This window comes from Mesorhizobium tianshanense (genome assembly GCF_007830515.1).
GTDB classification, from domain to species: Bacteria; Pseudomonadota; Alphaproteobacteria; order Rhizobiales; family Rhizobiaceae; genus Mesorhizobium; species Mesorhizobium tianshanense.
Genome location: NZ_VLKT01000005.1, coordinates 179,522 through 193,586, shown reverse-complemented (window position 1 = coordinate 193,586; position 14,065 = coordinate 179,522). Strand labels below are relative to the sequence as shown.

Annotated in this window: 11 protein-coding genes; 8 read left to right on the top strand and 3 right to left on the bottom strand. The window is 63.2% G+C overall.

Going from position 1 to position 14,065, the window contains the following annotated elements; translation table 11 throughout:
* Positions 1 to 299: hypothetical protein (locus IQ26_RS05920; RefSeq protein ID WP_208760110.1), on the top strand; the 299-nt coding region annotated here is incomplete at its 5' end.
* Between the two features lie 457 nt (positions 300 to 756).
* On the opposite strand, the gene IQ26_RS05915 is transcribed toward IQ26_RS05920, so the two are convergent.
* A complete protein-coding gene (locus IQ26_RS05915; RefSeq protein WP_145714813.1) occupies positions 757 to 4,035 on the bottom strand; it encodes an AAA family ATPase in 3,279 nt (1,092 codons plus the stop codon).
* 406 nt (positions 4,036 to 4,441) lie between these two features.
* Between IQ26_RS05915 and IQ26_RS05910 the strand changes: the two genes are divergently transcribed.
* From IQ26_RS05910 to IQ26_RS05900, 3 genes are read left to right on the top strand one after another with little or no spacing between them, the layout of a single operon-like run.
* The gene (locus IQ26_RS05910; protein ID WP_145714811.1) at positions 4,442 to 6,058 is read left to right on the top strand and encodes a GMC family oxidoreductase; all 1,617 of its coding nucleotides are present in this window, start codon (positions 4,442 to 4,444) and stop codon (positions 6,056 to 6,058) included.
* Positions 6,055 to 7,266, top strand: coding sequence for a mandelate racemase/muconate lactonizing enzyme family protein (locus IQ26_RS05905; RefSeq protein ID WP_145714809.1), 1,212 nt, complete (start codon positions 6,055 to 6,057; stop codon positions 7,264 to 7,266). Before IQ26_RS05910 ends, IQ26_RS05905 begins: the two co-directional genes overlap by 4 nt.
* Entirely contained in the window at positions 7,263 to 8,186 is a 924-nt protein-coding gene (locus tag IQ26_RS05900; RefSeq protein ID WP_145714807.1) for an NAD(P)-dependent oxidoreductase, read from the top strand. The genes IQ26_RS05905 and IQ26_RS05900 overlap by 4 nt, the downstream gene beginning before the upstream one ends.
* Positions 8,187 to 8,277: 91 nt before the next feature.
* Here the strand turns inward: IQ26_RS05900 and IQ26_RS05895 are convergent, their stop codons facing one another.
* Positions 8,278 to 9,216: a diacylglycerol/lipid kinase family protein gene (locus tag IQ26_RS05895; RefSeq protein WP_145714805.1), complete on the bottom strand. Its 939-nt coding sequence runs from the start codon at positions 9,214 to 9,216 to the stop codon at positions 8,278 to 8,280.
* 439 nt (positions 9,217 to 9,655) lie between these two features.
* Between IQ26_RS05895 and IQ26_RS39085 the strand changes: the two genes are divergently transcribed.
* The 4 genes from IQ26_RS39085 to IQ26_RS05880 all read left to right on the top strand — a co-directional run bounded on the left by IQ26_RS39085 (position 9,656) and on the right by IQ26_RS05880 (position 12,170).
* Positions 9,656 to 9,808, top strand: a complete 153-nt coding sequence (locus tag IQ26_RS39085; RefSeq protein ID WP_156090923.1) for a hypothetical protein — start codon at positions 9,656 to 9,658, stop codon at positions 9,806 to 9,808.
* 155 nt (positions 9,809 to 9,963) lie between these two features.
* Positions 9,964 to 10,398: a DUF4383 domain-containing protein gene (locus IQ26_RS05890; protein ID WP_126034351.1), complete on the top strand. Its 435-nt coding sequence runs from the start codon at positions 9,964 to 9,966 to the stop codon at positions 10,396 to 10,398.
* A gap of 6 nt (positions 10,399 to 10,404) precedes the next feature.
* Entirely contained in the window at positions 10,405 to 11,535 is a 1,131-nt protein-coding gene (locus IQ26_RS05885; RefSeq protein WP_145714803.1) for a hypothetical protein, read from the top strand.
* 158 nt (positions 11,536 to 11,693) lie between these two features.
* Positions 11,694 to 12,170 (top strand): hypothetical protein, encoded by a 477-nt coding sequence (locus tag IQ26_RS05880; protein WP_145714801.1) that lies wholly within the window; start codon positions 11,694 to 11,696, stop codon positions 12,168 to 12,170.
* A 270-nt stretch (positions 12,171 to 12,440) separates the two neighbouring features.
* Here the strand turns inward: IQ26_RS05880 and IQ26_RS05870 are convergent, their stop codons facing one another.
* Positions 12,441 to 14,063 carry an FAD-binding oxidoreductase gene (locus IQ26_RS05870; RefSeq protein WP_145714839.1) on the bottom strand — a complete coding sequence of 541 codons (1,623 nt, stop codon included), beginning with the start codon at positions 14,061 to 14,063 and terminating at the stop codon, positions 12,441 to 12,443.
* Positions 14,064 to 14,065 lie beyond the last annotated feature (2 nt).

Genomic DNA, 14,065 nt, shown 5'->3' with positions numbered 1-14,065 from the left:
GCCAGCGGCGCGGCACCGCATACATGGTCTCCCGGCACCATCAGGATCGACACCTCATGATCGCCAACGCACCGTTCGCGCCCAAAAACGACTGCCATTCCTGCCGCGCCGACCCGTTCGCCGCCGGCGCATGCGCCTCACTCATGCTGCGCACACCCGGTGTCACGGCCGGCCCGCGGCAAATCGACTATTGGCAGCAACCGAACCAGCGTTTTGCCGCCTGCGGAGTGAACAACCATTGCCGCCCGCGCCGATCGCATCGCCTTCCGCAACCTCGCGCCGCCGACAAATCCCCATAGCGTCCCGCGAACCAACCATCGTCGGATCGGTATCCCGCGGTTTCCTTCCCTGGAGGCTTTCCGACGCCGGCCCCGTGCCGCAGGAGTGGCCTTCGCTTGGGCCGGCATCCGAAACCCTACACATTTCTTGACATTCCAGCCGCTTCTCCGAAACGGACCTTCGCTGTGCGACCGCAGTCGACCCTCAGCGGAAGCTCGCTCGCCCTCGGTCGAACTCACACCCATGTCCCTTTCGAGACCTTCCGAGGCCGATTTTCTTTCCCGGAACCGGACGTTGAGCGCAACCAGAATTGATGACCCGATTGAGACGTAGAACGCTCCATCGCCGTACAATCCGAGCCGATGCCCCGGCCGGCTCGTTCGCGCCAACAGCGGACGTTGCTGCTCGACAGAAGCGAACAGTCACACCTCGGTCATCGTTTCGCGGGCATGGTCTTCTGGTGTCAGATTGAAGAGATCAGTGAAGAAGAGCGCTTTGGGTTTCCTCCACCCAGCCGTCTGCTTCGATTTCTTTGAATAGCTTAAGGGCGCTGTGTAGCAACCCCTTTGCTTTATCTCTGTCCGCAACCAGTTCAAATCTGCCAAAGGCAAGCATGCTTTGGGCGAGCTCGGGTCGGGACTGGATTGTCTGGAGAACATCAACACTTCGACGGAACTGCCCGTCCGCCGATTGGCGATCGCCCCTGGCCTCGTAGGCTTGGCCGAGCGCGCGACGGGCAGCGCCAATCTCGAGCCTCGCCGTTACACGCTCCGCGAGCTCCAGCGCGCGTTCCGCCGCATGCAGCCCGGCTGCAGCATCCCCTTCGGCGAGGTGCAATTGGCTCAAGGCGATGTGCGGATAGATCTTGCAGAAATCGTTATCTATCCGCCGTGCCACTGTCTTCATCACCGGATCCAGGAAGGCCCTTGCGTCGGCAATCCGGTTCAGCTTCAGACAGGCGATGGCTGCCCAGCCCGACGCCCACAATACAACGCTCCACCTCGCGTTCTCCCAGGCCGTGGAGAGGTTCTGCTCGACCACCTCCACCGTGCGCTGCCAGAGTCCCTTGTAAAGCAAAGGCTCTGCTTCCATCGCCAGCCACGAGCGCACCTCGACGTCCTGCGTCGACGCGGCGATCTCCCGGACCATCTCGGCGAATTGCAGAGACCGCTGCAACCGCCCGGCGCGGGCATTGTAGCAACGGCCCGCACCTGCGGCGAGCGAACCGAGCTCTTCCAGGGCCCCGACTTCCTGCAATAGCGCCGCGGCCCGTTCGATCTTGCCGAGTGATTCTTCAAGCCGTCCGGTATTGCCGAGGAAGTTGGCATAGCGGAACGCAACTTCGGCCTGGCGCGCCGCATCCGCGAAACCGGCATGTCGTTCGGCGCTGACCAGCAACGGCTCTTCCAGCCAATCCACTCCCTTGAAGGACTGCAGCCCCGCCAGGGCCGCGGTGTCCCCGTCGGCAAACGCGATTGCCTTGTCGACTTGGTGAAGCGCTTCGGCACGTTCCTGCTTGCTCGCGTACTGCCGGCCGCTGCTGGCCCGCGCCAAGACCGACTCGACGTAGGTTTGCCGGTGCGCCGCCGTGTCGGGAAGGCGTTCGAGAGCCTGGATGGCGCGCCGGTAGTGCTCGGCCGCCTCCCAGCGAGCCCCGCGACTCTCGGCTTTCGCCGCCGCCAGGAGCCGACAGTTCAAGACCTCGTTCCAGGAATTTGCACTCTCGTAGTGATGCGCCAGCAATGCTGGATCGTCGGTTTCCGCCTGTGCAAGCGCAGCGGCGATGCGCGCGTGCAGTTCCTTGCGTGTATCACGCAGCAGGCTGCCATAGGCCGCGTCCTGAAGCAAAGCGTGCCTGAAGACATACGTCGCTCCCGAGACGGTTTGCCGGGAGACCAGCAGCTCGGCATTTACCAAGGCATCCAAAGCAAGCTGTAGTGCGGCTCCATCGACATCGCATACGCGCTCGAGAAGCTCGATCGTGAACTCACGACCGATTGCTGCTGCGGTCTGATAGACCCGCTTTCCGGTGGCGAGCCGATCGAGCCGGGCCATCAGCATGTCTTGAAGTGATGCAGGCACGCCCCGCTCGAGCGCGCCGACGGCGTTCGGCTGGTTCTGTGCCTCGATCAAGGTCCGGGCCATCTCTTCGAGAAACAGCGGTATTCCATCGCTCCGCTTCACGATCTCCTCGACGACGCGCTCCGGCAGCACGTCTGAGTTGGCAAGCGAATCGATCATTTTCTCGCACTCGCGCCTGGTTATGCGATTTAACGCAACCGTCGTGACATGAGGCTGATCCGACCATGCCACGCTGATTCCGGGGCGCGAGGTGACGAGCAGCAGCACTGGCAGGGTCTCTACCCTGTCGACGAGCCGGTTGAGGAACTCGAGCGTCGACGGGTCGCACCAGTGCAGGTCCTCGAAGGTGATGACCGCGGGGCCTTTGGCGCAGGAATCCTCCAAGAGGCTCATAAGCACATCAAAGGTTCGTTCCGTCTGTTGAAGCGCATCCAGGCTCGGCGGGCCTTCTCCTCCATTCGTTGGGATGGAGAGAAAAGCGGCGATAATCGACAATTGGACCTGAGCGCTCACGCCAGACCTGGGAAGCATCGCCGTCAGCCTTCGCAATTTTTCGCCCGGATCGAGGTCCGCGCGAATGTCGGCCGCCTGCTCAAGCTGCGTGACCAGAGGGTAAAATGCTCGGTCCGCGTGCGACGGCGAGCACTGGTAGGTCAGGCGCGCATGCGGCCGGTGCAGCAGCTTGGCTCGCACCGCCTCACAAATGCGCGACTTGCCGATCCCTGGTTCGCCCGAAATGAGAACGACTTGGCCCTCGCCCGCCTCCGCTTGCTGAAATCGCTTCGTCAGTTGTTCCACTTCATCGTCGCGCCCGATCAGCGGCGTATGGAGCCGGCCGTGCAGAGCTTCAAAGCGTGTCTCTTTGGCCGCTTTGCCCAAGACACGCGAAGCGCGCACGGGCTCCGGAAATCCTTTCAAGAGGTGTTCGCCAAGGTCGGCAGTCTCATAGAGGTTGCCAAGGAGCTGCCGCGTGCTGGCCGCGACCACGACAGTTCCGGATTCCGCGATGCCTTGCAGCCGCGCCGCCAGATTCGGTGTTTCGCCGACCACAGCGCGCTCTCGCGCCGTTCCAGTGCCGGTCGTTTCACCGACCATTACAAGACCTGTCGCGATACCGACACGAGCCGCAATAGGTCGGCCGATCGCGGTGTCCAACGTTGAGACTGCCAATGTCAGTTCAAGACCCGCCTCGACGGCGCGCTCAGCATCATCCTCATGGGCACGCGGCCAGCCGAAATAAGCCAGAACCCCATCGCCCATGAACTTGGCGATATGCCCATCCCATCGCGCAACGATTTTTGCGCAGCTCGCGTGATAAGCACGTATTGCGTTGGCTACATCCTCGGGATCGAACTCGACCGAGAGAGGCGTCGAACCCACTAGGTCACAGAACATCACCGTAAGCTGCCGACGTTCGGGCGACATTTCTTGCGTGGGCTTGGCAGATGCGACTGGTTCCGCGGCTCCTTCGTCACCCTGCCCAATGTCAGGCGGTGAAAGGCTGGCGATCGACTTCAGAAGTTTGCGCCGATCACCTACCGCGGCAACTCCGATCTCTTTGAGGTCATCGCCCGTCAGGCTTGGCAGCACATCGCAATCGATTTTGTTGTTGGCAAACGCTTCCACGTACTCGCCAAGACCTTGGCCCTCCAGCCACTTGGCGATGTCGCGCATGGCGGTTCCTCAACTGGGTGTGGCTAAAGACGAACGAATTACCGGGCCGATCTTACTGAGCGTCATACTCGCTCGCACTTTGTCGGCTATGCAAGTCAATTGTCCGTCGCCTCCTAATTCCGAAGTCGCTGCGCCCGATCGCATCTCTGGAATCTGAACAGGAGTCACGACTACATACCATTCGGGAGCTCGAGGAGCTTGGTGCCAGAGAAGGGGGCCGAAAGTCTGGAATGGGTCAAGGGCGTGAATTCGGCCGAGGCGAACGAGCGTCCGCAATGGTCGTAAGCTGAAATTCAACTGAGTCCCGCCGTCGCTTTTTTCACAAGCCATGCCGGAAGGCCCGGCGACGCGGCGCTGCGCCCAAGTCTAGGGTAAAGCCTGAATTCCGGAGCCGGCCGCATCCATCATGCAGACCTATGATTTCATCGTCGTCGGCTCCGGCTCGGCCGGCTCGGTTCTGGCCGAAAGACTGTCGGCCTCGGGCCGCTTCTCGGTGCTGGTGATTGAGGCCGGCGGCACCGACCGCCGCTTCTACGTGCAGATGCCGCTCGGCTACGGCAAGACCTTCTTCGACCCTGCGGTCAACTGGAACTACAAGGCCGAGCCGGATCCGGGTCTGGCCGGCAATGTGGATCACTGGCCGCGTGGCAAGCTGCTCGGCGGCTCCAGCTCGATCAACGCCATGGTCTGGATCCGGGGCGCGCGCGAGGATTTCGACGCCTGGGCGACAGCCGGCAACCCCGGCTGGGGCTTCGACGACCTCCTGCCCGCCTTCAAGGCGCTCGAGGACAATCAGGCCGGCGCCGATCAATGGCGCGGTGTCGGCGGTCCGTTGCACATCACCGATTGCTCGAACGCCGTCCACCCGCTGACCAAGCGCTATCTCGCGGCCGCCAGCCAGGCCGGCCTGCCGCTCAATCCGGATTTCAACGGAGCATCGCAGGAGGGCGTCAGCGTCTACCAGATCACCACCAGGAACGGTCGCCGCATGTCGGCCGCCCGCGCCTTCCTGCGGCCGGCGATGAAGCGAAAAAACGTGCGCGTCGAGGTGAACGCGCTGGCGACCAGGGTGCTGTTCGAGGGCAAGCGCGCCGTCGGCATCGAATATCTGCAGAACGGCGAGACCAGGACCGCCCGCGCGGGCCGTGAGGTCATCCTCTCCGGCGGCTCGATCAACTCGCCGCAGCTGCTTCAGCTCTCCGGCGTCGGTCCCTCGGCGCTGCTCGGCGCTCTCGGCATTCCTGTCACTCATGCCAACGAGAATGTCGGGGCGAACCTGCAGGACCATGTCGGCGTCAACTACACTTTCAAGGGCAGGCTGCCGACGCTCAACCAGATCCTGCGCCCGTGGTGGGGCAAGCTCATGGTCGGCATGCAGTACATCCTCATGCGCTCCGGTCCGCTGTCGCTGTCGATGAACAACGCCGGCGGCTTTTTCCGCACCGATCTGGCGTTTTCACGGCCTAACATGCAGCTCTACTTCCAGGCGTTCTCGACCGTCATCCCGAAAAGCGGCGAGCGTCCGATCCTGACGCCCGATCCATGGCCGGGCTTTTCCATCGGCCTGTCCAACTGCCGTCCGTCGAGCCGTGGCGAGATCATGATCCGCTCCAGCAATCCGCGCGACTATCCAAAAATCGTCGCCAACGCCTATTCGACCGAGGCGGACGTGACTGAGATGCTGGCGGCGGTGAAGTTCGTGAGGAAGATCGCCTCGATGCCTGATATGGCCGACATCATCGAGGAAGAGGTTTTGCCTGGTCCGTCGATCACCTCCGACGCCGATCTGATCCAGGATTTCAGGAAGCGCTCGGGCACCGTCTACCACCCGGTCTCGACCTGCCGCATGGGGCCGCACGCCGATCGCGCCGTCGTCGACCCGCGCCTGCGGGTTCACGGCCTCGCCGGCTTGCGCGTCATCGACGCCTCGATCTTTCCCGATAATATCACCGGCAACACCAACGCCGCCTCGATCGTGACCGGATGGAAGGGGGCCGAACTGGTTCTGGAGGAGCAAAAATGAAAATCACCGACGTAAAAACCTGGGTCGTCGGCAATCCGCCACCCGGCATCGGCGGCAAGTATTTCATCTTCGTCAAGCTCACCACCGATGGCGGCGTGGTCGGCTATGGCGAAGCCTATAACGCCACCTTCTCCGGCCATGTCACCGCCAAAATGATCGAGGACATGGCCGAGCGCTACCTCGTCGGCCGCGATCCGCACGACATCGAGAACTTCTTCCGCCGCGCCTATTCGTCCGGCTTCACCCAGCGCCCGGACGTTTCCGGCATGGGCTGTTTTTCGGCGCTCGAAATGGCCTGCTGGGACATCATCGGCAAGGAAGCCGACAAGCCGGTCTACAAGCTGCTCGGCGGCCAGGTAAACGAAACGCTGCGTTCCTATACCTACCTCTATCCGCACACCGGCAGCGTCCATTCGGAGGACGCGCGCGGCAAGAACGTCTACAACGACCCCGACATGGCTGCCGAATGCGCGCTCGAATATGTCGAGCAGGGCTTCAACGCGGTCAAGCTCGACCCGGCCGGTCCCTACACCGCCTTTGACGGCCACCAGCCGCGCCTCGTCGACATCGATCTCTCCGCCCGCATGGTCAAGGCGATCCGCGAGGCGGTCGGCACAAGGGCGGACATCCTGTTCGGCACGCATGGCCAGTTCACCGCATCGGGCGCACTGCGCATGGCCCGCGCCATCGAGCCTTACGATCCGCTGTGGTTCGAGGAGCCGGTGCCGCCCGATATGCCCGAGGTGATGGCGCAAGTGGCGCGCGGCACGTCCATCCCGATCGCCACCGGCGAACGGCTGACGACGAAGTTCGAATTCGCCCGTGTCATCGAGAACCGCGCCGCGACCATTTTGCAGCCCGACCTCGGCCGCTCCGGCGGCATTCTCGAAACCAAGAAGATCGCCGCCATGGCCGAGGCCTATCACATCCAGATCGCCCCGCACTGCTATTGCGGGCCGATCGTCGGTGCGGCCAACATCCAGCTTGCCGTGACCTTGCCCAACTTCCTCATCCTGGAATCGCTGAAGCAGTGGGACGGTTTTCACGAGAAGCTGCTGAAGAAGAAAATCGAGTGGCAGGACGGCAACGTCATCCCGTCGAAGGAACCCGGCCTCGGCGTCGAGTTGAACGAAGCCGTCTGCGAGGCGCATCCCTGGACCGGCAAGGATTTGCATCTGCAGATGATGCAGACGCCGTTGATGCCGTGAGCGCGCAGACCAGCTACGCCTTCATCGGCCTTGGCCATCTCGGCGGCCACCTGGCCGCCAGCCTCGTCCGTAACGGCTTTTCCGTCACCGTGTTCGACCGCGATCCCGCTGCTGTCGAGCGCCTCGTGGCGCTGGGCGCCACTGCCGCAAAGAGCCCGGCCGAGGCCGCCGCCCGCGCCGGCAACGTGATCACCTGCCTACCCTCGCCCCAGGTCAGCGAGGCGGTGCTGGCCGGTCCTGAGGGGTTGCTTGAAGGCCTGCCCAGCGGCGGTAGCTGGATCGAGATGTCGACCAATGGTCGCGACGAGATTGTACGGCTCGCAGCACTCGCGTCGGCAAAAGGCGTCGAGACGCTCGAATGCCCGGTCACCGGCGGCGTGCATCTGGCGGCGGGCGGAAAGATCACCGCGCTGGTCGGCGGCGATGCAGCCCTCTACGGCCGCCATCGCTCGGCCATCGAGGCGATGTGCGCAAGGTCGTTCCTGATGGGCCCGATCGGGTCGGCGGCGGTGATCAAGGTCATTACCAACATGCTGGCCTTCATCCATCTCGTCGCCGCCGGCGAAGCGCTGATGCTGGCCAAGAAGGGTGGGCTCGACCTCGCCCAGTCCTACCACGCCATATCAGCCTCTTCCGGTAACAGCTTCGTCCACGAGACCGAAAGCCAGCTCATTCTCAACGGCTCCTACGACATCGGCTTCACCATGGACCTGGCGCTGAAGGATCTCGGCTTCGCACTGGGCATGGGCGAGGATTTCGGCGTGCCGCTCGACCTCGCCTCGCACGTCAACGCGATTTTCGCACAGGGCAAGGACACCTATGGCGGCGGCGCCTGGTCGACCATGATCGTCAAGCTTCTGGAGGACGCAGTCGGAACCGACCTTCGCGCGCCTGGGTTCCCGGCCAGGCTCGAAGTCTGAAATCAGGCAATTATCAAGCAATTTCAGCAGATTGAACGGATCGCCGGAATCACCTCCGGAACGATCTGAATCAATCTCTTAACGCGTTGATTCAATATCTGAGCGTCAGCGCGCCGGGCAGGATCTCGAAGGTCGCTGGTATGCGCCCCGGCGACTCACCGTCTATGTCGACCAGCGCGCCGTTCTTTTCCACATCGCCCAGCGGTTCGACAACCACTTTCTTGCCGCGCAAAATGGTGATCGCCGGATGGTTGCGGTGCCGCCCGCCATAGAGCAGGCGGATGTCCCAGATCAGCTTCAGCTTCCCCGCCGCGCGCAGGATGACGATGTCGAACTGGCCGTCGTCCAGCTCGGCATCGGGCGCGATCATCATGCCGCCGCCGAAGAACTTTCCGTTGGCCACCGCCACCAGCGCCATGCGCGCCTCGACCGGGGCGCCGTCGTCGACGGTGATCCTGACGTCCTGGAACCGGTAGCGGATGAATTCCCACACGGTGCGCCAATAGAACAGCGCCTTGGCCGATACCTTGCCCTTGCGCTTGTCGACGTTGACCGCGCGGTCGGTGGCGCCAGAAAGACCGAGGCTGGCGATGTTGATGAAGTGGCGGCTGGCCAGCGCGCCATGGTCGTCGACATAGCAGATGCGGCCGGCATCGACCTTGCGGGCCTTGGCCCCGGCGATGCGCTTCAGCGTCAGATCGACCTCGACCGATAGGCCGAGCCCGCGGGCGAAATCGATGCCGGTACCGCAAGGCAGCACGCCGAGCGCGGCCGTCCGGCCGCTTTCTCCAAACGCCTGCAGCAGCCCGTCGGCCACTTCGCTGGCGGTGCCGTCGCCGCCGGCCGCAATCACCAGGTCGAAGCCGCTGGCAGCAAGGTCGAGCGCCAGCCGTTCGGCATCGCCCTCGGCTTGCGTCTCGCGCAGTTCGAAATCGCCAAAGTGCTGTCTCAGCGAGGCAGCGACCTCCGGCCAATGCCGTTTGAGCCGGCCGCCGCCGGCAATCGGATTGAGAACCACCCCGATCTTCAAGCACATCCTCCCCCAGGAAGCCAAGCCACGCCGCCCTGGATCCTTTGCCGGCATTGAAACCCGCGCCGGCCGGCGGGGCAAGGTCGATTGTCTGGCAATCTCGGTTCGCCACAGAAATGGTGTGAGCCGTGTCAGCGCGGGCGGCGCCTGGCCGAAAAAATGCTCCGCCACCGAACTTGGTCCCCGTTAATCCCGCTATCCACAGGCCCGCGGCTGTTTCGCCGGAAGCTTATGCGGCGTATATTCAACTCATCTCAGGCGGCTACCAATCGCCAGCCGAAAGGCAAAGCGAAACGGCGGATTTCCTGAGGCCCGTACGGCCCCGAATGAATGCAGGCTTGCCTGTTTGAGGAGGGACGCCGAGACCTACGGGGCCGCGGAAAGCGTGCGAACGCCTACGGCGGACCGATGCTGCCATGAAGGACGGCGAAAACCTTCGATGGCACGCTGGACGAAGCTCGCAAGGGTGGAGACTGGCGTGGTCTGGAACGGACGCTGCCCTTGGGCGGTGGCTGGCAGGACCGTCAACATCAAGGCCGGCAAGGCGCGACGTCTTTACGGAAGTTGCCGCCGCAACCGTGTCCTGATCTGACAGGGAGGCGCTGGGAGAAATCCCGGCGCCGACTGTCTTTTCGGTCATGAATCCATGACCTGGCATCCTCCACAATTTTTACGGTCTTTCCGGTTGGGGCTGCAACTGGCAGCAAAATCAGTTAACGTTTAGCGTCACTTGGAGGGGGATACTTCATGACGTTGATCCAGAAGCTTGCCGTCGCCTATGCCTTGCTGTTCTTCGGCGTCGTCGCCATCGGCTACATCCCGGCATTCAACGACCCCGGCGGCAATCTGTTCGGCCTGTTCTCGCTGCAATGGTACGACGATCTTCTGCACGCCTTCTCCGGCGTCTGGGCGCTGGCCGCCGCCTTCATCTCGCACCGCCAGGCAGTGTTCTATTTCAAGCTGTTCGGCTCGGTCTATCTGTTCGACGGCGTGCTCGGCCTGATCACCGGTTCCGGCTGCCTCGACGCCGGCATCTTCATCAACGGCTTTCGCTCTCTTGACGACATCGAATTCCCGGCCCGCTTCTTCGCCAACCTGCCACACCTCGTCATCGGCGGCTTCGCCGTCTATGTCGGCTTCCGGCTATCGAAGCGCGTGCACGACCATTTTGCCGCGGCCTGACCGGCCATGTTCCTGTTCCGCCTGGTAAAGCGCATCGTCAAGGCGATCCTCTGGCTGGTCGTCATCGTCGTGCTCATCCCGATCGCCGGGCTGGCCTACGGCTTCCTGACCACATCGTCACTGGACACGGCACCGCTGCCGGGTATCGCCGACGGCGCCCCGCCGACGGCGCTGGCCGACAAGGTGCGCGCCGAGATTCCCGGCTACCAGCGGCCGGAGGAATCGACCTGGCTCACCTATCCGGAATGGGCGATCGTCTACGCCGCCCGCGACTATGCCGGTTTCGTCGACAGGAACCAGCCGAGCGGATTCCCTTATTGGTCGTATATCGGCCGCTACTGGCAGGACTATGCGATGGTCATCCGCGCCACCTCCGACTACAAGTTCAACCTCGCCAACCACCAGATGCTGACGGTCATCGGCACCAGTCATACGATCGAGCACGCCATACAGTGGGCCTATGAGAACACGGTCGGCCGCATCACCGAGGCGACATCAGGCAAGCGCGCCGTCGTCGACATCTATCAGGCCAAGGTGGCGGCTGAATATGCAGGCTTTCTCGACCAGGTGCCGTGGTATGAGTTTCCCTATGCCGAAAAGCGCGCCGGGCTCTTTGCCGTCGAGCCGGCACTGGGCGACGGCGCAGTCCGCACCAGCGAGCGCAAGCTCGCCTTCGGCCTCGCCGACACGATCAAGCAGGGCTATGCCGACCTGATCAAGCAGGCGGTGGCGGCCACCTCCGACCCGGCCATGCTCGACGTCCACGTCTGGGCAAAAGGCCCGGTCGGCGAAGCGACGCGCAACGAGCCGGACACCTTGCTCGAGCGCGACTACGGTGCCGACGGCACGATCTTCGTCACCAGGCGCTACCAGGTGTTCACCGACATGATCCCGCGCCTGATCGACAAGGGCGTCTCCTTCGTCGAGATCGGCGGCAATGACGAGATCATGGTCACCATGCTCTCCCATGACGAGATCGCCGTTCCCGACGGTGCCCATGCCTTGTTCAGCTATCAGCTTCCGGCGGAGCCAGCCACGCGCCGAACGGGGTTGACCGTCGCCGTGCGCAAGCTGCACACCGCTCTGCCGGCGCTGATCAAGGCTGGCGCCAGGCTGGAGCACGTCTACGATTACTGAGGCCTTTCGGCCACAGCCGGAACTCCTGAAACATTCCGTAACGCTTCGCCACGCTCATTCCACAAACGCGGCCAAATCCCGCCTTGATCCACGGCGATTGATGACGTTCCAGCGCCGCGCATCTTTTCCATCGCGCGATCAAGACCGCCCTTGTCGCCATGACCATCGTCGGCTGCGACTGCGACGCCAGGCTTTGCGAATATATCGGCGAGACGCCGGCCAAGTGGTCGACCATCGCCGATTGCGAAGCGGCGATGAAAAGCCAGATGCTGCACGAGCGCAATTTCAACTACCCGCTGGTCTCCGGCATCTGCCGCACGACGCAAACGCAGTCGTCGCGGCTTGCCGCGACCGAGCCTGAATTGACGACGGCGATGCGGACCGCGACCGGCCCGCTTCCCTCGGAATTGAGCCGTCGGCCCAGCATTGCCGTCGGATCGCAGGCAACGGCGACGGAACCGGAAGCTGCCCAGCCCGTCGCCTATGAAGCTGCGATCGACGGCCCGGTGCTCTATCGCACGCAGAACGGTTACGCCGTGGTCAAGACCGACCTTGGCCGCGCCGCCTCCGTGACTGCTGACGCGGCAAAACGCTCCGTGAACTGGCTGGCCGGCCTGATGCCGACGGGACTGTAGGCCCTCGGTCGGTCTCGAAGGTTGAACGCCTGACGATTGGGTGAACGGCTGAAACACAGCACTCTACGGCGCCCCCCTCTGTCCTGCCGGACATCTCCCCCACAAGGAGGGAGATTGGCAGCTTGCTCGCCGCCTCTCGTCTTGCAACGTTGAAAATTAGCGAAAGCGGTCGCGACATTCGATCTCCCCACCTGTGGGGGAGATGTCCGGCAGGACAGGGGGGCGCCGTAGAGCGCGCTACCTTCTTGGCATGAAGTCCTTTCCTGACGTCTACGCAATCCCGCTCAGCGTCTTGATCGCCCGGTAGAAGGTCGACGAAAACAGCTCGGCCGGATCGTACTGCCGCTTCTTCGCCAGGAAGGCCGGCAGTTCCGGATAGGAGGCCAGCAGCTCCTTGCCGGTGTAATGCAACTGGTAGGGCAGGAAGAACCGCCCGCCATGCCTGGTCGTCACGTCGATCAGAGCCCTGGTCAGGGCGCGCATCCTGGCATTGCCGTCGGCGTCAGTGGGCTGGTTGATGTAGAGCACCAGCGAATAAGCTGGTTCCGGCGCATAATTCAGCGCCACTACTTCCTTATGGACGATACGCACCGAGGCATTGAGCACCGGTAATGACTGGTTGCGCAGGATCTCCCGGGCTTCCGCGATGAACGGAGTGTAGGCTGCGCGTGGGATGAAATACTCGTGCAATATGTCCGTTTCGTCCACGAGATCGTTGAACAGATAGGGCACCGAATCGTGCATCGGGTTGTTGCGGGTGACCAGGCAGGCCTCGCCTTCGGCCATTGCCGCCGTCCGCGCTATCGTGCAGCTCTCGAATTTCGGCTCCAGCGTCTTTTCGGCGAACCATTTCAGCTCCTGGAACAGGTCTCCCCATTTCGCCAGGTTCATGATCACCCGCTTCAACCCGACTGATCCGGGTTCGCCGAGGACCGACTGGTCGGCCGGCGGCTGGTCGGCCACCTTATCGTAGCGGTAGACGATCATGTCTTCGAGGAAATTGCCCGGCGCCGTCGACAGATGCCCGTAGAACAGGCCGATATCCTTGTTCGACTCCAGCACCTCGGCGAAGAATTTCGGGAAATCATCCGATTTGATGATCTCGCGCGAGGTCCGGTAGACGGCATTGTCGACGACATCCAGCGTCGCCTCCAGCACCACGCCGAACAGGCCATAGCCGCCGATCACATGGCGGAACAGCTCGGCATTCTCGGTCGGCGCGCAGGTCGCCACCGACCCGTCGGCCAGCATCACCCGCATCGAGCGGATCGAGCTGGCCACCGAGCCGGACTGATGGTCCATGCCATGCGCGTTGACCGACAGCGATCCGCCGACCGAAAAAATGTCGGTCGACTGCATTGCCTTCACCGCGAAGCGCGGGTGCAGCAGGTTCTGGATGTCGTGCCAGCATGCGCCGGGCTGCAGCGTCATCGTCTTCGCCGCCGCATCGACCGTCACCTTGTTGAAGGCGCGCATGTCGAGCACCAGCGCGTTGTCGTCGAAGGCGTGCCCGCCCATCGAATGGCGCACCGCGGCCACCGACACTTTGAGGCCGTTGGCGCGGGCGAAGGCCAGTGCCTTGGCGACATGATCTTCCTCGCGCACTTCGACCACGCCATAGACCGGTGTCATCGACAGGCCGCTGGCATCGTTGATGTCGCCGCCCTTGGCCGACCATGGCAGCGATGGATCATGGGCCGGCGCAGTCTCCAGCGGCTTCAGCGGCAAGCCGATACCGTCTATGTCGGCGATGCGCCCGGCATTCTTCTGCCCCGACGGGCCGCGCGCCAGCCGCGCCACCGTCGTCCCGCCCCACAGCACCGCGCCGCCGACGACTGCCGCACCGAGCAACAGCCGCCGTGACAGGCGAAACCCTTTGCGTTCGTCGACCATGA

Bases quoted from the DNA above. Each gene is read 5' to 3' on its own strand.
- IQ26_RS05915 (WP_145714813.1), bottom strand. From the start codon at position 4,035: ATGCGCGACATCGCCAAGTGGCTGGAGGGCCAAGGTCTTGGCGAGTAC.
- IQ26_RS05910 (WP_145714811.1), top strand. From the start codon at position 4,442: ATGCAGACCTATGATTTCATCGTCGTCGGCTCCGGCTCGGCCGGCTCG.
- IQ26_RS05905 (WP_145714809.1), top strand. From the start codon at position 6,055: ATGAAAATCACCGACGTAAAAACCTGGGTCGTCGGCAATCCGCCACCC.
- IQ26_RS39085 (WP_156090923.1), top strand. From the start codon at position 9,656: ATGGCACGCTGGACGAAGCTCGCAAGGGTGGAGACTGGCGTGGTCTGG.
- IQ26_RS05890 (WP_126034351.1), top strand. From the start codon at position 9,964: ATGACGTTGATCCAGAAGCTTGCCGTCGCCTATGCCTTGCTGTTCTTC.
- IQ26_RS05885 (WP_145714803.1), top strand. From the start codon at position 10,405: ATGTTCCTGTTCCGCCTGGTAAAGCGCATCGTCAAGGCGATCCTCTGG.
- IQ26_RS05880 (WP_145714801.1), top strand. From the start codon at position 11,694: ATGACCATCGTCGGCTGCGACTGCGACGCCAGGCTTTGCGAATATATC.
- IQ26_RS05870 (WP_145714839.1), bottom strand. From the start codon at position 14,063: ATGGTCGACGAACGCAAAGGGTTTCGCCTGTCACGGCGGCTGTTGCTC.